Origin of the sequence: Streptosporangium sp. NPDC020145 (genome assembly GCF_040631275.1) — a bacterium.
In the GTDB taxonomy this organism is placed as follows: domain Bacteria; phylum Actinomycetota; class Actinomycetes; order Streptosporangiales; family Streptosporangiaceae; genus Streptosporangium.
On the sequence record NZ_JBEXZT010000029.1, the window covers coordinates 16982 to 37778 of the forward strand.

Here is a 20797-nt window from a genome sequence, read left to right on the forward strand (position 1 = left end):
CATGACCACCCCAACCATCCGGCGGTCCGTGGCGAAACAGGTCAGTGAGGCAGCCGGTGCCCGTGTCGGCGCGTTGCAGCGGGGCTACCTCAAGGACGAGAGCTGGGCCGTCGCGGCTCTGGCCCAGCTCAGAGGTGGCGCGGGCAAACTCCCCGAAGAGGCGCACGACCTGGTCGGACTGACCGGTGCCGAAGGACTCTACGACGAGGGAGGGCTCTCCGAGACCGAGGAGATCAGGGCGGAGGCCGCGCTGTTCCTGGCCGTCACCCTCTATGCGCTGCACCAGCAGTCACGTTCGGAGCAGGGCATGCACCGGCGCGGGGTCGAGCTGGGCGCCGCCGTACGGCGGCTCATGCCGCCCGGTGACCTCGACGTGCCGATCCTGGAGCGCTTCAAAAGTGTCGGAGCCGCCGAGACCCGTGCGGCGCTGGCCGAGCGGCTGCGTCAGATCGTCTCGCTGCTGCGCAGGGAGTCGATCCCGCTCGACTACGCCCTGCTGGCCGAGCAGCTCTACCTGGCCCAGACCCCGGAGGGGATGCGCCAGGTCCGTGCCAGGTGGGGGCGCAGCTTCCACGCATACCGTTCCACCGACTCCGGCGACGCCGGTTCCACCGACAAGGACTCCCGATGACCCGCACCATCCTCGACTTCCACGTGCTGCAGACCGTTCCGCCGAGCTGTCTGAACCGCGACGACACCGGAACCCCCAAGACCGCCGTCTACGGCGGGGTGCGCCGTGCCCGGGTCTCCAGCCAGGCGTGGAAGCGCGCGACCCGGCAGGAGTTCCACGAGCTGCTCGACCCCGCCGAGCTGGGGGTCCGTACCCGCAGGATCGCCGAGTTGCTGGCCGTACGGATCGGGCGGATCGACGGGACGATCGCGGAGGCGGAGGCGTGGAACCTGGCCGCGCAGACGGTCCAGCTCGCCACCGGCAGCAAGGTCGAGGCCCCCAAGCGCAGGGCCAAGGAGGGGCAGGAGGCCGCGGTCGCGCCCGAGGCGAAGTACCTGCTGTTCCTCAGCGCGCACCAGCTCGACGGGCTGGCCGAGATCGCGGCCAAGGGGCACGGGGCGGGCAAGGACTACTTCAAGGACAAGACCACCAAGGAACTGGCCAGGCAGCTCGCGGGTGGCAGGCACTCAGTGGACATCGCGCTGTTCGGCCGCATGGTCGCCGACGGCGCCGAGATCAACGTCGATGCTGCGGCGCAGGTCGCGCACGCCATCAGCGTGCACCGGGCGGACAACGAGTCCGACTACTACACGGCCGTGGACGACTACAAGGAGCGGGAGGACGACGACGCGGGCGCGGGCATGATCGGCACCGTGGAGTTCAACTCCGCCACCCTCTACCGCTACGCCGCCGTGGACGTCGACCTGCTGCGCCGCAACCTCGGGGAGGGTCTGCGGGAGGACGAGCGGACCACCGAGCCCGTACGGCGGGCCGTCGAGGCGTTCACCCGGTGCTTCCTGACCTCGATGCCCACCGGGAAGATCAACACCTTCGCCAACCACACGCTGCCGGACGCGGTGCTGGTCAAGGTCCGTTCCACCAGGCCGGTCAGCTTCGCCGGAGCCTTCGAGGAGCCGTGCCGTACGGAACCGGAGACCGGTGGATATGTCCGGCACGCGGCACGGGCGCTGGCGTCCTACGTCCCTGAGGTCGAGAAGGCGTACGGCGTCGCAGGCGGTGACCCCGCGTGGTTGCTACGGATCGGGAGCAGCACCGAGGCGCTGTCCGGCCTCGCCACGGAGGTGTCCCTCGACGAACTGGTGAAGGCGGTCGGCGCCGAGGTCGTCCGGCGACAGGGCGGGGCATGAGCGTCCTGTTGATGCAGCTGGCCGGTCCTCTGCAGTCATGGGGAGCGTCCTCGCGCTTCGCGCGCCGTACGACCGAGGCGGCTCCGACCAAGAGCGGCGTCATCGGACTGCTCGCGGCGGCGGAGGGGCGGCTGCGGACCGACGACATCGACGACCTGGCCGCGTTGCGCTTCGGGGTGCGGGTCGACCAGCGTGGCACGCTCCTGCGTGACTTCCACACCGCACACCACTTCGCGGGCGGCGAGGCCATGCCGGTCTCCGAGCGGTTCTACCTGGCCGACGCGGTCTTCGTCGCCGGAGTCGAGGGGGAGGGCAAGACGGTCGAGGGGCTGTACCGGGCGTTGCGGGAGCCGGTCTTCCCGCTCTATCTCGGTCGCCGCTCCTGCCCGCCGTCCCGGCCGGTGGAGCTGGGGGTTCGTCACGACCTCACCCTGGAGGAGGCGCTACGGGCGGAGGAGTGGCGGGCCGCGCGGTGGTACCAACGGCGGCAGCGCGACACCGTCAACCTGGAGATCCTCGTCGAGGGGCCGGGGGAGGACACCCTGCGTGACCAGCCGCTCAGCTTCGACCCACTGCACCGCCGATACGCCCTGCGCGGCGTCCGGCACCTGCCACCGGTGCGGATGCAGGTGCCCGGCGCCGTCGTACGGCCCGGCCACGATCCGATGTCCGCGCTGGAGAGCGTCTGATGTATCTGACCAGGTTCCGTCTCAACACCGCCAGGATCGGTGCCCGCAAACTGCTGGCGTCACCGCAGCGGCTGCACGCCGCGGTGATGTCCTCCTTCGCGAAGGTTCCACAGGTCGGCGAAGGTCCGAGGGTGCTGTGGCGACTCGATCGCGGCGGGGCGGCCGAGACCTTCCTCTACATCGCCAGTCCCGGCGAACCCGACCTCACCCATCTGGTCGAGCAGGCGGGCTGGCCCCAGACAGGCCGGTGGGACACCCGTGACTACGAGTCCTTCCTGGCCCGGCTTGCCAAGGGTGACCAGTGGGCCTTCCGGCTCACCGCCAACCCCGTCCACAGCATCCGCCGCTCCTCGGAGGAACCGACCAAGGTCACCGCGCACGTCGGACGGCGTCACCAGTCGGGCTGGCTGCTGACCCACCAGGAGAAGGCGGGGTTCAGAGTGATCGAGACGTCGCAGGAACGGCGTCTCCTGCCGGAGGACGAGCAGTACGCGCTGACGCCGAAGGGCGACCGGTACGAACTGGTCGTCCATGACCAGCGACAGCTCTCCTTCACCAAGGCCGGGCAGCGGAAACCGGTGACGCTGACCGCCGTCACGTTCGACGGGCGCCTTGAGGTGACCGACCCGGACGCGCTCCGCCGTACTCTGACCCACGGCCTCGGCCGGGCCAAGGCGTATGGCTGCGGCCTGATGACGCTGGCGGTGGTGTGACGTGACCACGGTCGGCAGACGCGGCGCTTCCTCGCCGCGTGAACTCACCCGGATGGGCGACCGGCTGTCGTTCGTCTACCTCGAACGATGCGTTCTGCACCGTGAGGACAACGCCCTCACCGCGGAGGACGCCGAGGGCGTCACCCACATCCCGTCCGCGACGATCGGGACGCTCCTGCTCGGCCCCGGGGTACGCGTCACGCACCAGGCGATGAGCGTGCTGGGCGACAGCGGCGCGGGTGTCGCGTGGGTCGGGGAGCAGGGAGTGCGCTTCTACGCGGGCGGCCGATCGCTGAACCGCTCCTCCAACCTGGTCGAGGCGCAGGCGGCCAGGTGGGCCAACCGCCGTACTCGACTCGACGTCGCCCGCGAGATGTACCGCATGCGCTTCCCGAAGGAGGACCCGGCCGGTCTCACCCGGCAGGAGCTCCTCGGCAGGGAAGGACGCAGGGTCAAGGACTGCTACCGCAGGGAGTCCGGCCGGACCGGGGTCTCCTGGAACGGCCGGGTCTACGTCCCCGGAGACTTCGACTCCGGCGACCCCATCAACCGCGCCGTCACCGCCGCCGCCCAGTGCATGTACGGCATCGCCCAGACCGCCGTCTCCGCCCTCGGCTGTGCCCCGGGGCTCGGCTTCGTCCACTCGGGGCACGAGTTGGCGTTCGTGCTGGACATCGCCGACCTCTACAAGACGGAGATCGCCATTCCCGTCGCGTTCGATGTGGTGGCCGAGAGCGAGGAGGACATCGGCCCCCGTACCCGGCGGGCGATCCGGGACGAGGTCAACAGACTCGGCCTGCTGCGGCGCTGCGTGAACGACATCAAACACCTCGTACTGCTGGGCGAGGCGCAGGAGGTCCCCGTCGAGGACGACATGGACCAGGTGATGCTCCAGAGTGACGACGGGGTCGAGGTGGAGGCAGGCTACAACCACGATGACGGAGTGCCCTGGTGACCGTCATCGTGCTCACCCGTTGTCCCGCCGGCCTTCGGGGATTCCTGACCCGCTGGCTGATGGAGATCTCCCCGGGTGTCTTCATCGGGAGACCCTCGACCAGGGTTCGGGAGGCGCTGTGGGCCGAGGTGGCGCAGTACGTGGACACCGGCCGTGCTCCCCGCGCACGCGGGGATGGTCCCGAGCAGGGCTTCGCCTTCGCGACGTACGACCACAAGTGGCACCCGATCGATTACGAGGGACTCGTCCTGATCCGCCGCCCCAAGGAACGACCCGCGATCACCTCGGCCACCACGGAGGCCCCGAAGGGCTGGAGCAAGGCCTCCAAACGTCGTCGCTATGGACGGTGACGGTGGTTGTCGATCAGGGTCTGGGGATGTCTGAAATGTCCGACTCAACGAAAGTAATAAAAATCCGTCCTGCCCCGCCATGAACCCGCAGGTCATCGAGGGTGCTCCCCGCGCACGCGGGGATGGTCCCACGGCGTTCGCGAATGTCGGCACATGGCTGCTGTGCTCCCCGCGCACGCGGGGATGGTCCCCACGGTAGGTTCGCGCTCAGCGATTCCGACGGGCGCTCCCCGCGCATGCAGGGATGGTTCCCTGGCCCTCTGCCCGAGCAGGGACGCCTCGGAGCGAAGCGCCTTGGGGAAAGGCTTCCTGGGAAGGCGACGGTCACTTCGTGCGCAGGAGTGAGCGGAGTTCCGCGGTGTCGATGATGTGGGCCACCCTCGGGAAGACACCGGTCATCAGGGCCCGGTGAACCTGTGTGTCCGGGTCGGCGACGCAGTCGGAGAGGACGTGGAGCCGGTAGTCGCGGTCGGCGGCGTCGGTGACGGTGGACAGCACGACGCCGCCGGTGGTGACGCCCGCGATGACCAGGGTGGTGACTCCGCGATCCCGCAGCCGCCGGTCCAGGTCCGTCGTGGACAGCGCGCCGAAGCGGGTCTTGCGGACGACGATGTCGCCGGGCTCGGGAGCGAGCCGGGGGTGGATGTCCGTCGCGGCGTCCGCGTGGTGCATGAGGCGCTGCCGTCCGAGGAAGGAGAAGGGTTTGTTGGCTGGCGGGATCGCCGCCCAGTCGGCCTCGGTGAACCCGACCCGCACGTAGGCGACGGCGGCGCCGTACGCCCGCATGTCGGCGACGGCGTCGGCCGTCCGTGACAGCAGTGACTGGGGGTCGGGGAGCGCGTCCAGGATTCCCCGCTGGTAGTCCATGACGAGCAGCGCGGTGGTCCTGGGGTCCAGCGTCGGGGTCGTGTCGGTCATCTTCTCTCCTGGGCGGGGGCTTCGACGGGCGTTTCGGTGGACGCTTGGGCGGGGGCTTCGGGGGGCGATCCGGCGGGGCCTTCGACGGGCGTTCGGGTGGGGGCTGCGGCAGGTGTTTCTGTGGGCGTTTCGGTGAGCGACGGGAGCGGTTCGGTGCGGGGTGCCGCGGGGCGTCGGGGGAGGAACAGGGGGGTCACCAGCAGGAGCGCGCCGGCCAGGCCGATGGCCGTGCGCGGGCCGAGCAGGCTGCCGAGTACGCCCCAGATCGCCGTCAGGAGCGCCGTCGAGGCCTTGGTCGTCACCGCCCAGGCGGACAGCGTGCGGGTGATCCGGTCGTTCGCGGTGCGTTCGAGGCGGTAGGTGGCGTAGACGGGGTTGAAGACCCCGCAGCAGAGGATGAGCCCGAGTTCGACACCCATCACCAGCAGCAGTCCTCCGGTGCCCGGCCCGAGGAAGGCGAGCCCGATGGGCCAGAGCGCGCGTAGTGTCCCGGCCACCACCAGGACGCGGTGCTGCCCGAACCGGGTGACGAGCGGCCGGGCCAGTCGCGAGCCGACCAGCCCGCCGATCGCGGGTACGGCGAAGGCGAGGCCGTACTGCCATGGGGTGAACCCGAGCGGGCCGAGCATCAGGACGGCCAGCAGCGCGTCTGCGGCCATCACCAGGCCGTTGAACAGGGCGGTGTTGAGAAACAACGGCCGCAGCGCCGGGTCGGCGAGGATGTACCGCCAGCCGTCGAGCAGGTCCCCGGCCCGTGAGACCTCCCGGCGTCCGGGCCGTGGCTCCCGACCGTCCGTCGTACGGTCACCCGAAGCGGAGGGGCGGTCGTCTGGGGTGTCGAGGCGACGGTTCATGGTGGAGGAACGACTGCTCAGGAAGGACAGGCGGTTGTTCGGGGAGGACGGGTGACGGCTCGGGGTTGAGAGGCGGATGCCCAGGGCTGAGAGGAGGTAGCTGATCGCGTCGGCCAGTACCGTCGCCACCGGGCCGAGGAGGCCGATCGCGGCACCGCCGAGCGGGGGTCCGACGATCGTGGTCGTCCAGGTCGTGGACTCGAACCGGGCATTGGCGACAAGCAGGTCCTCGGCGGGCAGCAGCGTCTTCAGGTAGGCGCCGGAGGCGGCGCGGAAGGTGATGTCGGCCGCCGCGACGACGACCGAGACCAGCAGGAGCTGGACGAAGGTGAGCACGCCGAGCACGAACGCGGCGGGGATCGTCAGCAGCGCCGCGAACCGCGCCAGGTCCATCCCGATCAGCACCGGCCGTTTGCGGCGGAACTCGACCCACGGGCCGAGCGGCACCGCCACGGCCGCGCCGACCGCCGCCCCCACGGAGGACAGCGCCGCGACCTCGGCGGGTCCGGCGTGCAACACCTGGACGGCGATCAGCGGGAACGCGCCGAAGGCGAGCCAGGTGCCGAGCGCGCTGGTGCCGTACGCCCCCCAGAGCCACCCGAACGACCGCCCCAACCGGTGTCTGTCTCTCAAGGCCATCCGAACCGCCGCCCATCTCTGGTGGTCGCCGTCGCACAACCGTTCGGCGATCGGGAGTATCAAAGCGAGAGTCACACCCTGCGATCAAACAACCGGAAGGCCACCGGGCCACAACCGATGGTTGTGTCACTAGGGTGTCGGCATGGATCTAGAAGCCGTCCGGACCTTTGTCGCCGCCGCGGAGGCGGGGCAGTTCCAGGAGGCCGCGGCCGAGCTCGCGGTCACCCAGCAGGCCGTCTCCAAGCGCGTCGCCACGCTGGAGCGCGACCTCGGCGTTCGGCTGTTCACCCGCACGCCGCGCGGCGCCGAGCTCACCATCGACGGGCAGGCGTTCCTGCCCCACGCGCGGGAGCTGCTCAGGGTCGCCGAACGCGCGGTCGCGTCCGTGCGTCCGGGCGGCCGTCCGCTGCGCGTCGACGTGATCGCCTCACGAGGTGCGACGTCGGGCCTGATGCGCGGCTTCCACCAGGCTCATCCCGAGATCGAACTCGACGTGGTGATGCTGTTCGACATCGAGCAGGCCGTCGCGGCGATCAGGTCCGGCGTGATCGACGCGTCCTTCCGTGCCGTCGCCATGCCCGGCCGACCCCTTCCCGAGGACGTCGAGTCCGTCCGGGTGCTCGACGAGCCGCTCCAGCTTCTCACCGGCCCCGCCCACGCGCTGGCGGGCGCCCGTTCGGTGACCGTGGCCCAGCTCGTCGGACACCGGATCTGGATGCCCGGCATCGTCCCCGGCACCGAGTGGGGCGCCTACTACGACGACCTCGTCGCCGAGTTCGGCCTCACCATCGAGGCGACCGGCCCGAACTTCGGCTCCGACGTGCTCATCGACACCGTCGCCGACACCCCGGCCCTGGCCACCTTCATGAGCGAGCGGACCCGCCTCGTCTGGCCCGCCGACCACGGTCTTCGCCGCATCCCGGTGACCGATCCCACGCCCGTCTACCCGCACTCGCTCCTGTGGCGCCGCGACAACCCCCACCCCGCGCTGGCGACCCTCCGCGCGTATCTCGCCGCCACGGCGGCCGGTCACGACGCCGCCGGAACCTGGGTGCCGGACTGGACGATCCGGCGTTGAACCACACGCGGAATCGGCCAGGCACAATGAGGGAATGTCACGTCGCACCCAGCTTCGCCCCTCCGCCACCTCGTGTCCCTGCGGGGCGGCCGTGCCGTACCGCGACCACTGTGGTCCGCTGCACCGGGGGGAGGCGGCGGCGAGCACGGCGGAGGCGCTGATGCGCTCCCGGTTCAGCGCCTTCAGCGTGGGGGACGCCGGTTACCTGCTGCGCACCTGGCACCCGAGTACGCGTCCTGGGCATCTCGACCTCGGCGGCGGGACGCGCTGGGTGCGCCTGGAGATCCTGGAGACCACCGGCGGCAGCGCCGTGCACACCGAGGGGACGGTGCGCTTCCGCGCCCACTATCTGGAGCGGGGCGTGCCGGGGGAGATGGAGGAGAACAGCCGGTTCGTCAGGCACGGCGGCGCCTGGGTCTACCTCGGAGCCCTCTGAGGGGTCACTCCTCGTTGAGGCGGGCCAGCAGGGCCTGTTTGGCGTAGGTGAACTCGTCCTCGGTGAGCACGCCGGAACGGCGCAGCTCGCCGAGTTCGCCCAGGCGGCGCAGGATGGCGTCGTGGTTCTCCAGCTCGGCCACCCGGCGCACCAGCTTCTCCCGCTCGTCCTTCGGGTCGAGGGCCGGCGTGGGCGCGACGGCCGTACGGCGTGGCAGCCGGGCGAGCACGGCGGCGGCGACCAGGACGGTCGAGCCGCCGTAGCGCTGCACCCCCCACGAGATGCAGTTGGGGTCCTCCTCCGGGGACTTCCCCGAGGGGACGCCGCTGAGGTGGAAGCGGAGCCGTCCGTAGCCGATGCCCGACTGCGGGGCCCATTCGACGCCGGTCACCTCCCGCAGCGGGAACATCCGGGACCCGGCGGACTGCTTGGCCGTCTTGGCGAAGCCGGTCCAGTCGAGCCAGACGGTGTGGCCGTCGAAGTTCACCGTGCCGTCGCCCGCGGTCGCGGAGATCGGTACGGCGGGCCCGGGCAGCAGGAACCCCTCGGGAAGCGCCTCCGGGGTCCGTCCGACCTCCAGGTAGGCGCGCACCTCGTCGGCGAAGTAGCCCGCGGCCCCGGTGCGGTCCTTGGGGATCGACAGCCGGTAGGGGTCGGCGGGGTCGGTGAGCCGTCCGGCGGCGACGTCGGTGAGCGGGTCGGTGCCCGGCCGCAGCCGGAGCTGCAGGTTGCCGCCCTTGCGTGCGGGCTCGAAGGAGACGCTGCTGATCGCGGCGAGCGGGATGGTCAGCTCGCCGACGAGTTTGCGCAGCTCATGGATGTTCTTGTCGCCACCCGGGACGATCCTCAGGGTCTCGCCGTCGAATGTCCACGACCCGTCCGGGACGAAGATCTCCGCCATGCGGCCAGCCTAGTGCCCTGCGGATGGCCACCCGAAATCGATCACTTTTATTGGTTTGCCGCATATTGGGCTGGTCGGGTAGGAAACTCGCATGCTAAGGGGAAGCAAGGTAGGGCTCAGGGCTCGGCACGAGGACGACATTCCGGTCCTGGAGGCCGAACTCCACGGGGATGTGGTCACCACCTCGCGGGCCATGGGCCATCCGTGGCGGCCGATCACGCCCGGTTCGAAGGACTCACAGTTCGTGGTGGACGACACCAACCAGCAGAACGTCCATTTCTCCGTGGTGGAGCTGGACGGCGGCGCGCTGGTCGGCACCGCGACGCTGTGGGGCATCGACACCCACAACCGGTCCGCGCACGTCGGGCTCGGGCTGCTGCCGTCCTCCCGGGGCAGGGGCTACGGCACCGACGTGGTCGCGGTGCTGTGTCACTACGGGTTCGTCGTGCGCGGCCTGCAACGGCTGCAGGTCGAGACGCTGGCGGACAACGCCGCGATGTTGCGCTCGGCCGAGCGCAACGGCTTCGTCCGTGAGGGCGTGCTGCGCTCCTCGGCCTGGGTGATGGGCGAGTTCCTGGACCAGGTGCTGCTCGGTCTCCTGGCCCAGGAGTGGAAGCCGGAACCCTAGGACCGGCGAAGCTGCGGTCCGGAGAAACGGATCATGTTGCCGGAGGGGTCGCGGAAGGCGCAGTCGCGGACGCCGTACGGCTGGTCGATGGGCTCCTGGAGCACCTCGACCCCGGACACGCGGATCTTCTCGAAGGTGGCGTCGACGTCGTCGGCCTTGAAGAAGACGCCGTTCAGCACCCCCTTGGCCAGCAGGGCTTCGAGCTGCTCGCGGTCGGTCGGGTAGACCGTGCCGACCTGGTTCAGGACGATCTCGACGTCGGGCTGGGAGGGGGTGGTGAGGGTGAGCCAGCGGTACCCCTCGATCACGACGTCGGACTTGACCTCCAGGCCGAGAACGTCCCGGTAGAAGGCGAGGGCCTCGTCCTGGTCGCGGACTTCGAGAAAGACGTGGGAGAGCATGAGTGCCATGGGGGAAACCGTACTCAGGCGTCCTCAACGGGGGCTTCTCGGATTCTGCTCGGCCGGGTGATGATCCTGGCGTAGCAGCCGGGCATGGCGGCGTTCCCGCTGTGGTCGCGTGCCCGGTAGGCGCTGGGGCTCTCGCCGACCAGTTCGGTGAAGCGCGAGCTGAACGAGCCGAGGGAGGTACAGCCGACCTCGACGCAGACCTCGGTCACCGACAGGTCGCCCCGGCGCAGCAGCGCCTTGGCCCGCTCGATGCGGCGCGTCATGAGGTAGTTGTACGGCGTCTCGCCGTAGGCGGCCTTGAAGCTGCGGGAGAAGTGGCCGGGCGACATGAACGCGGCGCGGGCGAGCGCGGGAACGTCGAGAGGGCGGGCGTACTCACGGTCCATGAGGTCACGGGCCCGGCGCAGGTGGGCGAGGTCCTCGGGTGTCACCCGGCCAGCATGCCACGACACGGGCCGCCCCACCCGGGGAGGGCGGGGCGACCGGGGCTCAGCGTTTGACGCCGATGCCGCCGTACATCGAGACCTCGTCGTCCCTGAGGGAGCGCGCCTCGTCGTCGGGGTGCCAGTGGTGCACGGGGACGAGGCCGGGGGGCACGATGTCCAGGCCCTCGAAGAAGAGGTCGACCTCGGCCCTGGTGCGGGTCTTGGAGGCGATGCCGCGGTCGTTGAAGGCCTTGACCGCCGACGTGACGCGCTCGGGGGCGGCGTCGATCGCGATGGTCGACAGGGCCAGGGCGCTGCCGGACGGCAGGGGCCGCATGAGCTGCCTGACGATCTCGTGCGCCTCGTTCTCGTCGGGGATGAAGTGCAGGATGGCGATCAGGCAGAGGGCGACGGGCTTGCTCAGGTCGAGGGTGTCCTGGGTCTCGGCCGCGTTGAGGATGCCCTGCGGGTCGTGGATGTCGGCATCGATGTAGGTGGTCCTGCCGGTCGGGGTGCCGACGAGCAGGGCGCGGGCGTGCTGCAGCACGATGGGGTCGTTGTCGATGTAGACGATCCGGGCGTCGGGGTTGACCTGCTGCACGACCTCGTGGAGGTTCGGCGAGGTCGGCAACCCGGTGCCGATGTCCAGGAACTGGGTGATGCCCAGGTCCGAGGCGAGGTGGCGGGCGACGCGGATCATGAAGTTCCGGTTCGCCCGTACGGATGTCCGCAGGTAGGGCGACAGGGCCATGACCTCCTCGGCGACCTTGCGGTCGGCCGCGAAGTTGTCCTTGCCCCCCAGCATGTAGTCGTAGACCCGGGCGGAGTGCGGCTGGTTGGTGCGCAGGTCGACAGGCTTCGCGCTGTCAGGCGTGAGTCTGGACCAGTCCAAGTTTCCCGACAAGGATGATCCTCCGGTCTTTGGCTCGACATCGAGTCATATAGCTATAGAGCCTGTCGATCATATGCCGACTTCACGCAAAGGGGGCGGAGAGGAGATTGCGGGATGAGAACATTTCATGCCTGTAGGGAAGGGTTCATCTCGCCCGCCACCCCCGACGGGGACGGGGCTCCGGCTTGTCGCAGATCAGTTCGAATACCCCGCCGGGGGCGGGTCTCCGGTAAATCCGGGGGCGTCGGAATTCACCTGACGGGCGAATGCGGGACGGAAATCAATTCGCCTTTCCAGGGCTCGGCGACACCGGCCTCCTGGACGGAATATGGCTGTTTGACCATGGGTTGGGACGACTGTGACCACGACATGGGTAGCGGCCTTCAGGTCCGCGGTGATCGACCCCTCGCAGCTCTCGTTCAACCAGCCGCTCTCCTTCACGGGCATGACCCTGCGGCAGATCCTCCACCTCGACGGCGGGGGAACCACCCTGCGCGTACGGCTCAGCAACCGGTACGGCACCGACCCGCTCAGCGTCGCCGCCGCCCGCGTCGCCGTACGGCCCGCCGGTGGACGGGGCGGGGAGATCGACCCCGAGACCGACACCGGGCTCCGCTTCGACGGGCGGGACGGCACGACGGTCCCGGCGGGCGGCGAGGTCGTGAGCGACCCGGTCGAGCTGGCGGTCGAGGCGGGAACCGACCTGGTGCTGAGCCTGTACCTCCCCGAGAAGACGGGCCTGGCCACCTTCTCCCACCAGCCCGCCGAGACCGGGTACGTGGTCGAGGGCGACGCCGTCTCGGCGACGACGCTTCCCGGCGCGCGGGAGGTCGGCGCGCGTTTCTACGTCACCGGGGTCGACGTGCTCGCCCCCGAGGGCACCACGGTCGCCGTCGCCTTCGGTGACTCCTGGTTCGAGGGGGTCGGCACGACCACGGGGGCCAACCGGCGCTCCCCGAACCTGCTGAACCGGCGGCTGGAACGGGGCTGGGTGGTCAACCAGGGCATCGCGGGCAACCGCCTGCTGGCCGACGGGATCGGCGAGCACGGCCTGGCCCGCTTCGAGCGCGACGTGCTCCAGGTGCCGGGTGTGAGCCACGTGCTGGTCAACTTCGGCATCAACGACCTGGGTCTGCCCGGCATGTGGGGGCAGCCGCCCGTGTCGGCCGGGGAACTCGTCGCCGGGTTCACCGAACTGGCCCGCAGGAGCCACGAGGCGGGCCTGCGGATTCTCGTGGCGACCATCGGCCCGTTCGCCGACTCGACCTACCCCGGGCTGGACTCGCCCGAGGTGCGGGAGATCCGGCGGACGGTCAACGAGTGGATCCGCGGCACGGACGTCTTCGACGGGGTGTTCGACGTGGCGGCGGCCGTGCAGGATCCGGAGCGGCCCGACCACCTGCGCGCCGAGTTCGACAGCGGCGACCACACGCACCTCAACGACGCGGGCGCCCAGGCGATGGCCGAGACCGTGGACCTCGACCTGCTCAAGCTCTAGCCTCAGGCCGCCTCCCGGCCCCTCCGGCACGACCTGTCACGATGTGATCCGGTGGCGCGCACCGGTACGGCCCGTCGCCGCTACCCTTGCCGACGGGAAGACATGGGCCGTGGCGCTCTGGCCAGGAGGTGCGATGGGTGACGCGGTGGACGCGTTGCTGGCCCAGTGGGAGCGGGAACGGCCGACCCTTGACGTGTGGCCGATGGGGATCGTCGGCCGGATTTCGCGCCTTTCCCGGCTGTTCGAGCGCGAGCTGAAGGAGTTCTTCGCCGCCCACGGGCTTGAGCACTGGGAGTTCGACGTGCTGGCCACGCTGCGCAGGGCGGGCCCGCCGTACGAGTTGACGGCGGTGGCGTTGCTGCGGGCGGCGATGGTCACCTCGGGGGCGATCACCAACAGGATCGACAGGCTTGAGGCCAGGGGCCTGGTCGAGCGGGTCAGGGACGTCAGGGACCGCCGCCTGGTGCCCGTACGGCTCACGCCCAGGGGATGGGAGATCGTCGAGGAACTGGTCGGGCTGCACGTGGCCAACGAGGCACGGCTGCTGGCCGTACTGGACCTCGACGATCGTGAACGGCTCGCCGGGACGCTCCGCGTGCTGCTGGAGTCCCTGGGGGACGTCTCGGTCGAGTGAGACGGCGAAGCGGGTGCGGCCGGTCCGGGTTGTGACGCGGGACGGCCCCCGGTCGGGTGACCGGGGGCCGTCAGGAGTCTCGCCGGGGGCGTGCCCGTCGTCAGCCGCTGACGCGACCGTCGGCGGCCACGGCGGCCAGGGACTTCTTCTGGGGGGCGGCCGCGGCCGGAGCCCCGGAACCGGGCAGGTTCCTGCTGAAGCCGTACACCACGGCGGCGGTGGCGATCGCGCCGGTGTTCAGCGCAAGGGCCTTGTCGCTGATGTTGGCGATGGTGTCACAGGCCTGGTGGTAGCACCCGTCGTACGGCTGGCCCGCGACGCCGCCGAACAGCGCGGCCTCCTCGGCCGTCTTGATGCCCTCGGCGCCGGTGAACAGGCCACCGGAGGGGATGCCGACCTCGATGAACGGTCCGTAGTCGGAGCGGCCGTCGAAGTCGGTGCCGTTGTGGGGCTGGCGCAGGGTGTCGAAGTACTTCTCGAAGAGCTTCTCGATCTCGGCGGAACCGGCGGGACCGGCGGGCGAGCCCGTCTGGTCGGAGTCGTCACCGTCGTAGATCTTCAGCGCGTAGTTGGGGGAGGCGACCATGTCGAAGTTGAGGTACAGCTTGACCTTCGCGCGCTGGTCGGCGGGCAGGTTGTCGACGTAGTACTGGGAGCCGAGCAGGCCGAGCTCCTCCGCGCTCCACCAGGCGAAGCGGAGCCTGTTGGTCGTGGGGATCCTGCCGAGCGCCTCGGCGACGGTGAGGTCGGCCGCGCTGCCCGAGCCGTTGTCGTTGATACCGGGGCCGTCGACGACCGAGTCGAGGTGCGAGCCGATCATGACGACCTTGTTCGGGTCGCCCCAGCGCGAGTCGGCGATCACGTTGTGGGTGAGGCGGTTCTCGCTGGTGGTGTCGGTCTTGATGTGCACGACCGTGCCGGCGGGGGAGGCCAGGTCCTCGCCGACGGCGAAGCTGGCTCCCAGCACGGGGATGGTCACACCGGGGCCGGCGAGCCGTCCCAGAACGGTGTTGGTACGGCCGGGCTGACCCTCGTTGAAGATGATGACCGCCGAGGCGCCCGCGGCCAGGGCGTTGCGCGCCTTGACCTCGAAGTCGCAGGTGCCGCGCTGGACCAGCGCGACGTTGCCCCTGGTGAATCCGGCGAAGTCCGACGCCTCACAGCCCGAGGTCGAACTGGGGGCCGGGGACGGCGGCAGCGTCAGGTCCACGGCCTGCACGGTCCCGGTGACGTCGCCGGAGGCGGAGTAGGTCATGGTCGAGAAGTCACCGAGGGTGGAGCTGCCCGGCTCGGTCGGGGTGTACGTCCTGGGGTCGGGGGAGATCTGGGCCAGTGTCGCGGCCGAGTTCTCCGTGAAGTAGCCGAACTCGAACGGTTGGAGCGTGACACGCCAACCGGCCTTGCGCAGCTTCGCCGCGACGTACTCGGCGGAGGCGTCGTGCCCCTTCGTCCCCGCGGCGCGGGTCCCGTTGTTGGCGTTCGCGATGTTCTGCAGCGCCCGCAGGTGGTTCTTGACCAGGGGCGCCGTCACAGATTTGACCAGCTGACTCTGTACGGCGCTCACCCCGGGATCGGCCTGGGCCGGTGGGACCAATGCGAGAGGCAGGCCGAAAGCCGAAGCCACGGCGACGAGCCGGATCGCGTTTCTGCGCAGATTTGTGCGCATCTGGACTCCTCCACTGCTCAGAATTACGGAGAAATCTCCTGACGTGTCACCGGTGAGAATCGCGACGTGACACTGAATGGAAACCTAACCGTCTGACGGCATTTGGGAAAGAGTCTTTTTTTCTGAAAGGCGAACGCGGCTTTTCCCCGCAGGTCCGAAGGTCCGTCAGTCGTCGTGGAAGTCGCCGGGGTTGCAGTAGTCGACCTGGTTCGTCGTGGTGAACGGACCATTGATGATCTTCCTGACGAACCGCCCGGTCTCCAGGATCTCCTCGGCGGAGGCCTCGTAGGTGAACTCCTGCCCCGCCTGCAGCCGCCGGTCGCCGACCAGGATCGGCTTGTTCGCCCGGTAGATCGGCGCCCACGGGCAGCAGTAGTAGTGCTGGCTCAGCACCGAGACGTCGCCGCGCTCGATCCCGTCGTTGATGTCCTCCTGGAAACGCAACGTCTGGGCCGGGTTGGGGTCGTGCCGCCACAGCTCGGTGATCGACTCGACGGCGCGCGGGTCCTTCGTCCACCGGTTCAGCGTCTTGCGGTCGGTCAGGCACCACGGGTCGAAGCCGGGCTGGCCGGGACGCGGCAGCTTCCTGCGCTGCTGCTGCGGGGGCGCGGGAGCGGTCGGGGCCGTGGGGGTGCCGCTCTGGCCGTACGTCCTGAGCAGGGTGGGCATCGCCACCAGTTGTCCCAGGTGGTGGTAGGTCTCCAGGGCGCCGCGCAGCCGTTCCTCGATCAGCTCGTGCAGTTGCGTGTCCGCGTTGGGGGAGTACATGTTGATCGCGTAGTCCGCGGCGGTCGCGGCCCGCGCGGCGACCTGCCGCAGCCGGTCGCGGTCGGCGAGCCGTTCGTCGGGGACGCCCGCCTGTTCGAGCAGGCCGAGCGCCAGCTCCGCGTGCTCCTTGATCGCGGCGGCGGCGGCGATCATCGCCTCCAGGTGGGCGCGCGGGCAGGGCTGGACCTCGACCCAGCCGGGCAGGTCGGCGGGCAGCTCACGCGGGTCGGCGATCTTGAACCCGGGGTTGGCCGCGGCCTGGCGGGCCAGCGAGAGCCATCCCTCGACCTGGCCGAAGAAGGCCCACACCTGCTCGGCGGTGACCTGCGGCAGGTAGCCGACCGTCTTGGCGTCGGCGCGGTAGTCCGCCTCGATCATCTTGTCGCCGAGCGTCTGCAGCACGAACGCGTTCCACGAGTACAGCTGCTGCGCGGCGACCGCCTCGGAGGCGCTCCACGGGTCGACTCCCTCGACCGCCATGCCCCTGCGCAGGACCTCGACCTCGTCGAGTACCTGGTAGACGCCTATCCCCGCCTTCTGCAACGCCTCCAGGGTGGTCGCGGGCACCTCACCCTTGAATCCCGCGATGACACGTGTCAGCAACCCCGGCTTTTCGGGCATTTGTCTCCTATCGTCTCTCCCCGCGATAACAGACGCGTGAACGGCGGGAAAGGTTCCTGTCTGGAGAGAAATAGGATGAGATTTCGGTCATTTCATTCTATTACTGCACTTCGTGGGAATTCCGGCAGTCCGGTATTCGTGGTTTCGGTGTCCCCTGGTCACACGGCGGCCCGGGCGTGCACCCGGGCGAGGAAGGGCAGCAGGGAGCCGGCGAGCACCTCGGGGAACTCGGCGTGCGGGTAGTGGCCCGCCCCCTCGACCAGCGTGAGCGGGGCGTTCATCCTGGCCGCCTGGAGTTCGGCGACGGCCACGGGGTCGGCGAAGTCGGGGTCGGCGGTGCCCATGACGACCAGCGCCGGGCAGGTGACCTGGTCAAGCCAGGCCTCGCTCATCGGGGGCGCGGAGACGTAGGCGCGGGTGGCGTTCCTGCGGGCGCGCAGGGCGGCGACCGACCGGGCGCGGTAGTCGGCGAAGTCGGCGGGCGGCGCGCTGGGGTAGGCGGACCTGAGGTAGGCGCCCCAGACCGAGGGGAAGGCCACGACGACCTTGCCGACCAGCGCCAGCAGCGCCCTCTTGACCGGCCCCGTCGGCAGGTTGGGGACGAAGCTCGCGATCGGCACCACCCCGGCGACCAGGGCGGGAGCCGCGGCGGCGGCGCACATGATGGACCCTGCGGAGTAGGAGTTGCCGACCAGTACGGCGGGCCCGGCGTCCAGGTGCCCGACCAGGGCGGCGATGTCGCGGCCCTGGGCCTCGTAGGAGTGATCGGCCCACTCGGCCGAGGACTCCCCGCAGCCGCGGATGTCCATGGTCGCCACGCGGTATCCGGCCCGCACGAGCAGCGGGCGCAGGAACCGGTAGGACTCACGGCTGTCGAGCATGCCGGGAATCATGACCACCAGTGGGCCGTCACCCTCGACGTCGTAGGCGATCCGGCCACCGTCGACCTGCAGGAACCGGGTTTCCATGTCTCCTCCGTGAGCACTCGTTGTTTTCGAGAGCGGCGCTCTCGATGGGTCAATCGTGCCCCCTTGCGGAATGGAAGTCAAGAGCAGTGCTCTCTTTTCGTTTGGGTGATCTCGTCAAGGGTCGGCCGATGCTCTGGTTGGATGTCTACGCATGGACGTCACGGAGTTGCTCGCGACCCAGCGGGACGTGGAGGGGCTGGACCTCTCGGAGATGGCGCTGACCGACGTGCTGGCGGCCGAGCCGTACAGGTTCGTCAACTGTGACCTGCGGCGGGCCGACCTGAGCGAGGCCGTCCTCGTGGGGTGTGTGTTCGACCGGTGCGCGCTCGACGGCGCCGACTTCCGGGGCGCCGACCTCGACGGCGCCAGGTTCGACGGCGGGGGAGGGGCCGACCTCAGGTTCCTCAACGCGGAGCTGACCGACGCGGTCTTCGTCAACGCCGACCTGTCGAGTGCCCGGTTCGGCAACGCCCTGCTGACCGACGTGAGCTTCACCGGCTGCCGGATGATCGGCGCGACCCTCACCGGGACCCGGGGGACCCCGTTCACCCTCTCGCGCTCCAACCTCACCCTGGCCGACGTGTCCGGCTGCTCCTTCAGGAAGCAGGAGATCGAGGGCGTACGGTTCGACGAGGCCAACCTGTCCGGCTGCGACTTCACCGACGCCGTCCTCACCGACTGCCGGATCATCAGGGCGCGGCTGGTGAACACCACGTTCACCAGGACCGACCTGCGGGGAACCGACCTCGGTCAGCCCGACGACCGCGACCTGCGCTCCCTCGCCGGGGCCGTCATCACCTCGGGGCAGGCGGCGGCCATCCTCACCGACCGGGGGCTGACGGTCCTGTGACCCTAGGACCTGTTTTGTGGATCTTTACGCCTACTGCGGTCGTCCAGGCGGCCCCCCGCCGCGTTGTCGTCGTCGCCCATAACTCCGTTATGAGCTCCTCCTCCGCCTTGCGGGGCATCCACCTGGACGATCCTCGCCACGGCGAAGATCCACAAAACAGGTCCTAGGCCTTCGAGGCCTGGGCGCGCAGGCGGGCGGCCTGCTCCTCAAGCAGGCGCGCCTGCTCCTCAAGCGAGGCGGCCGGGACGGGCCGCGGCTCGTCGTCCGCGTGCGGCTTGGCGGTCTCCGCCTTGAACACGCGCAGCGACCGGCCGACGGACCTGGCCATGTCGGGCAGCTTCCTCGATCCGAAGAGGACCACCAGGACGAGGGCGATGATGAGGATCTCGCCGGTTCCCAGACCAGCCATGACACATCCTTACTGGAAACGGGTGCTTCACCATCGATCGTACGCACGCCCCCGAGTGCTCTCACGGCAGGAGGGCGTAGCCGTACAGCGACCCGGCGGGACCGGACCCGTGCGGGCGCAGCCGCCGGGCGGACAGCCCCGGATACGAGCCCTTGCGTACGGCGCCGCCGATGAGGACCACCGTGCCGTGGTCGGGGGAGCCCACGAGGAGATCGTCGGGGGAGCCGTCCGCCCGCCTGACCGGGGCCAGGGAGGCGCCGAAACCGTCGCGTCCACGCGGGATGAGGACGTTGTGGTGCCTGGTCAGCCCACCGGAGCGGGTCCCCGCCAGGACCTGGACCGCGCTCTCGCCGGGAACGCCGATCGCCAGGTCGTCGTCCCCGTCCCCGTTGAAGTCACCGGCCGCGAGCGCGGTGCCGAACCGGTCGGCGTAACGGGCCCTGCCCACGACGCCCCGGGTGTTCTGGGTCCACATCTCGCTGCCGAGCGCGCTCAGCCCCCGGCGTGAGCCGTACAGCACGTGGACCGCGCCCGCGCCGTAGTCCAGGGCACGAACGTTCGCGTCGAGATCCTCGCCCGGCACACCGATCGCCAGGTCGTCGCGGCCGTCGGCGTCGAAGTCCCCCACGGCGAGGGCGGCGCCGAAGTGGTCCCACTTCTCCGCCGAGCCCTTCACGTTCGGGCTCTCCTGGGTGTAGGCCCCCGCCTGCCGCGCGGCCAGGTCCAGGATCGTCACCGAACCGGCCCCCGAACGCTGCCCGCCGTCCCCCGGCGCGCCGACCGCCACCTCGTCACGGCCGTCGCCGTCGAAGTCACCGGCCGCCACCGTCGCCCCGAACTCGTCGGTGCTCAGCGCGTCCTGGGCGATCCACGGGGTCTCCTTGGTGAGCGTGTACGGCCGGTGCCCCTTGACGCCGTAGACGCCGATCCCGCCCCCGACACCGAGTCCGGGGACCCCGATGACCAGTTCGTCGGCCCTGTCGCCGTCGAGCTGCCCGACCGCGAGCGCGGCGCCGAACCGGTCACCCGTCGCGCGCCGTCCGAACCCCGTGACGTCCAGCGCCTTCCCCGGGCGCAGTCCCCGGGGCGAGCCGTGGAACAGGTACACCACCCCGTCACCGTCCTCCCCCGGCCTCCTGGCGCCGAGGAACTCCTCCGACGCCCCCACGGCGAGATCGGCGCACCCGTCCCCGTCGAAGTCACCGGCCGCGACGGCCGAGCCGAACGAGTCACCGGTCTCCGCGGCGCCGGGCGCGCCCCGGCTCCCCTGGGACAGCCGTTCGGTCCTGCCGGTGCCGTACCTGACGGTCACCTCACCGGCGCGGAAAACCCCGCCGACCGTGGCGTACGGCGCGGCGACCACGGTGTCGGGACGGCCGTCGGCGTCGAAGTCGGAGGCGACCCCCGAGCACTCCCCGGCGGCGCCCGTGACGGCGTCCGTGGAAGGGCCCGTGACGGCGTTGGCGGGAGAGTTCGCGGCGGCGCCGGCGGGGGAGAGGAGGGCGGCGAGCAGAGCGGAGGCGAGGAGGGCGCTCATAGGTCGAACGGTCCCCGCCCAGGACCACGAGCGCGTGAAATCCGCGTGACCGACTCACGTAGGGAACATGCCGACCTGGGAAAACGGGACACGCCCTCCCGGTGTCAGGTACCCGGTTCCAGCACGAAGACGGGGATCAC

General features: G+C 70.2%; 23 protein-coding genes. 12 read left to right on the plus strand and 11 right to left on the minus strand.

Annotation, left to right across the window (positions count from 1 at the left end):
- The first annotated feature begins 1 nt into the window (after window position 1).
- From casB to cas2e, 6 genes are read left to right on the plus strand one after another with little or no spacing between them, the layout of a single operon-like run.
- Complete coding sequence (casB, locus tag ABZ463_RS34665; protein ID WP_362782810.1) at window positions 2–631, plus strand: type I-E CRISPR-associated protein Cse2/CasB; 630 nt, start codon at window positions 2–4, stop codon at window positions 629–631.
- Complete coding sequence (gene cas7e, locus ABZ463_RS34670; RefSeq protein ID WP_362782813.1) at window positions 628–1818, plus strand: type I-E CRISPR-associated protein Cas7/Cse4/CasC; 1191 nt, start codon at window positions 628–630, stop codon at window positions 1816–1818. The genes casB and cas7e overlap by 4 nt, the downstream gene beginning before the upstream one ends.
- Window positions 1815–2507 (plus strand): type I-E CRISPR-associated protein Cas5/CasD, encoded by a 693-nt coding sequence (gene cas5e / locus ABZ463_RS34675; protein WP_362782816.1) that lies wholly within the window; start codon window positions 1815–1817, stop codon window positions 2505–2507. Before cas7e ends, cas5e begins: the two co-directional genes overlap by 4 nt.
- The gene (cas6e, locus tag ABZ463_RS34680) at window positions 2507–3220 is read left to right on the plus strand and encodes a type I-E CRISPR-associated protein Cas6/Cse3/CasE (protein WP_362782819.1); all 714 of its coding nucleotides are present in this window, start codon (window positions 2507–2509) and stop codon (window positions 3218–3220) included. The genes cas5e and cas6e overlap by 1 nt, the downstream gene beginning before the upstream one ends.
- Before the next feature lies 1 nt (window position 3221).
- Window positions 3222–4175 carry a type I-E CRISPR-associated endonuclease Cas1e gene (cas1e, locus tag ABZ463_RS34685; protein ID WP_362782822.1) on the plus strand — a complete coding sequence of 318 codons (954 nt, stop codon included), beginning with the start codon at window positions 3222–3224 and terminating at the stop codon, window positions 4173–4175.
- Window positions 4172–4525, plus strand: coding sequence for a type I-E CRISPR-associated endoribonuclease Cas2e (gene cas2e, locus ABZ463_RS34690; protein WP_362782825.1), 354 nt, complete (start codon window positions 4172–4174; stop codon window positions 4523–4525). Before cas1e ends, cas2e begins: the two co-directional genes overlap by 4 nt.
- Window positions 4526–4849: 324 nt before the next feature.
- Here cas2e and ABZ463_RS34695 read toward each other — a convergent pair whose 3' ends face one another.
- Complete coding sequence (locus ABZ463_RS34695; protein ID WP_362782828.1) at window positions 4850–5443, minus strand: cysteine hydrolase; 594 nt, start codon at window positions 5441–5443, stop codon at window positions 4850–4852.
- The gene (locus tag ABZ463_RS34700) at window positions 5440–6936 is read right to left on the minus strand and encodes an MFS transporter (RefSeq protein WP_362782830.1); all 1497 of its coding nucleotides are present in this window, start codon (window positions 6934–6936) and stop codon (window positions 5440–5442) included. The genes ABZ463_RS34695 and ABZ463_RS34700 overlap by 4 nt, the downstream gene beginning before the upstream one ends.
- A 142-nt stretch (window positions 6937–7078) precedes the next feature.
- Here ABZ463_RS34700 and ABZ463_RS34705 point away from each other — a divergent pair, with 142 nt between their 5' ends.
- Both ABZ463_RS34705 and ABZ463_RS34710 read left to right on the plus strand, forming a co-directional pair.
- On the plus strand, window positions 7079–8014 hold the full coding sequence (locus ABZ463_RS34705; RefSeq protein ID WP_352015485.1) for a LysR family transcriptional regulator: 936 nt from the start codon (window positions 7079–7081) through the stop codon (window positions 8012–8014).
- Between the two features lie 34 nt (window positions 8015–8048).
- Window positions 8049–8450: a YchJ family metal-binding protein gene (locus ABZ463_RS34710; protein WP_352015484.1), complete on the plus strand. Its 402-nt coding sequence runs from the start codon at window positions 8049–8051 to the stop codon at window positions 8448–8450.
- A gap of 4 nt (window positions 8451–8454) precedes the next feature.
- Here ABZ463_RS34710 and ABZ463_RS34715 read toward each other — a convergent pair whose 3' ends face one another.
- Window positions 8455–9351 (minus strand): DUF4429 domain-containing protein, encoded by an 897-nt coding sequence (locus tag ABZ463_RS34715; RefSeq protein ID WP_352015483.1) that lies wholly within the window; start codon window positions 9349–9351, stop codon window positions 8455–8457.
- A 91-nt stretch (window positions 9352–9442) separates the two neighbouring features.
- Between ABZ463_RS34715 and ABZ463_RS34720 the strand changes: the two genes are divergently transcribed.
- On the plus strand, window positions 9443–9979 hold the full coding sequence (locus tag ABZ463_RS34720) for a GNAT family protein (protein ID WP_362782836.1): 537 nt from the start codon (window positions 9443–9445) through the stop codon (window positions 9977–9979).
- Here the strand turns inward: ABZ463_RS34720 and ABZ463_RS34725 are convergent.
- The 3 genes from ABZ463_RS34725 to ABZ463_RS34735 all read right to left on the minus strand — a co-directional run bounded on the left by ABZ463_RS34725 (window position 9976) and on the right by ABZ463_RS34735 (window position 11718).
- On the minus strand, window positions 9976–10389 hold the full coding sequence (locus tag ABZ463_RS34725; RefSeq protein ID WP_352015481.1) for a VOC family protein: 414 nt from the start codon (window positions 10387–10389) through the stop codon (window positions 9976–9978). The genes ABZ463_RS34720 and ABZ463_RS34725 overlap by 4 nt on opposite strands.
- Before the next feature lie 14 nt (window positions 10390–10403).
- Window positions 10404–10775 carry a helix-turn-helix transcriptional regulator gene (locus ABZ463_RS34730; protein ID WP_352015505.1) on the minus strand — a complete coding sequence of 124 codons (372 nt, stop codon included), beginning with the start codon at window positions 10773–10775 and terminating at the stop codon, window positions 10404–10406.
- A gap of 103 nt (window positions 10776–10878) precedes the next feature.
- The gene (locus ABZ463_RS34735; RefSeq protein ID WP_362782838.1) at window positions 10879–11718 is read right to left on the minus strand and encodes an SAM-dependent methyltransferase; all 840 of its coding nucleotides are present in this window, start codon (window positions 11716–11718) and stop codon (window positions 10879–10881) included.
- Window positions 11719–12064: 346 nt separating this feature from the next.
- On the opposite strand from ABZ463_RS34735, the gene ABZ463_RS34740 reads away from it, so the two are divergent.
- Both ABZ463_RS34740 and ABZ463_RS34745 read left to right on the plus strand, forming a co-directional pair.
- Window positions 12065–13204, plus strand: a complete 1140-nt coding sequence (locus ABZ463_RS34740; protein WP_362782841.1) for an SGNH/GDSL hydrolase family protein — start codon at window positions 12065–12067, stop codon at window positions 13202–13204.
- Between the two features lie 133 nt (window positions 13205–13337).
- Window positions 13338–13838, plus strand: a complete 501-nt coding sequence (locus tag ABZ463_RS34745) for a MarR family transcriptional regulator (protein WP_362782844.1) — start codon at window positions 13338–13340, stop codon at window positions 13836–13838.
- Window positions 13839–13938: 100 nt separating this feature from the next.
- Here the strand turns inward: ABZ463_RS34745 and ABZ463_RS34750 are convergent, their stop codons facing one another.
- The 3 genes from ABZ463_RS34750 to ABZ463_RS34760 form a co-directional block, all read right to left on the minus strand.
- On the minus strand, window positions 13939–15504 hold the full coding sequence (locus ABZ463_RS34750) for a M28 family metallopeptidase (RefSeq protein WP_352015477.1): 1566 nt from the start codon (window positions 15502–15504) through the stop codon (window positions 13939–13941).
- A gap of 165 nt (window positions 15505–15669) precedes the next feature.
- Window positions 15670–16893, minus strand: a complete 1224-nt coding sequence (locus tag ABZ463_RS34755; RefSeq protein ID WP_362782847.1) for a hypothetical protein — start codon at window positions 16891–16893, stop codon at window positions 15670–15672.
- A gap of 158 nt (window positions 16894–17051) precedes the next feature.
- Window positions 17052–17861, minus strand: a complete 810-nt coding sequence (locus ABZ463_RS34760; RefSeq protein ID WP_362782850.1) for an alpha/beta hydrolase — start codon at window positions 17859–17861, stop codon at window positions 17052–17054.
- 151 nt (window positions 17862–18012) lie between these two features.
- Between ABZ463_RS34760 and ABZ463_RS34765 the strand changes: the two genes are divergently transcribed.
- The gene (locus ABZ463_RS34765; RefSeq protein WP_352015474.1) at window positions 18013–18711 is read left to right on the plus strand and encodes a pentapeptide repeat-containing protein; all 699 of its coding nucleotides are present in this window, start codon (window positions 18013–18015) and stop codon (window positions 18709–18711) included.
- 163 nt (window positions 18712–18874) lie between these two features.
- Here the strand turns inward: ABZ463_RS34765 and ABZ463_RS34770 are convergent, their stop codons facing one another.
- Together ABZ463_RS34770 and ABZ463_RS34775 are read right to left on the minus strand one after the other, a co-directional pair.
- Window positions 18875–19120, minus strand: a complete 246-nt coding sequence (locus ABZ463_RS34770) for a twin-arginine translocase TatA/TatE family subunit (RefSeq protein WP_362782853.1) — start codon at window positions 19118–19120, stop codon at window positions 18875–18877.
- 61 nt (window positions 19121–19181) lie between these two features.
- The gene (locus ABZ463_RS34775) at window positions 19182–20657 is read right to left on the minus strand and encodes an FG-GAP and VCBS repeat-containing protein (protein WP_362782856.1); all 1476 of its coding nucleotides are present in this window, start codon (window positions 20655–20657) and stop codon (window positions 19182–19184) included.
- Window positions 20658–20797: the final 140 nt, after the last annotated feature.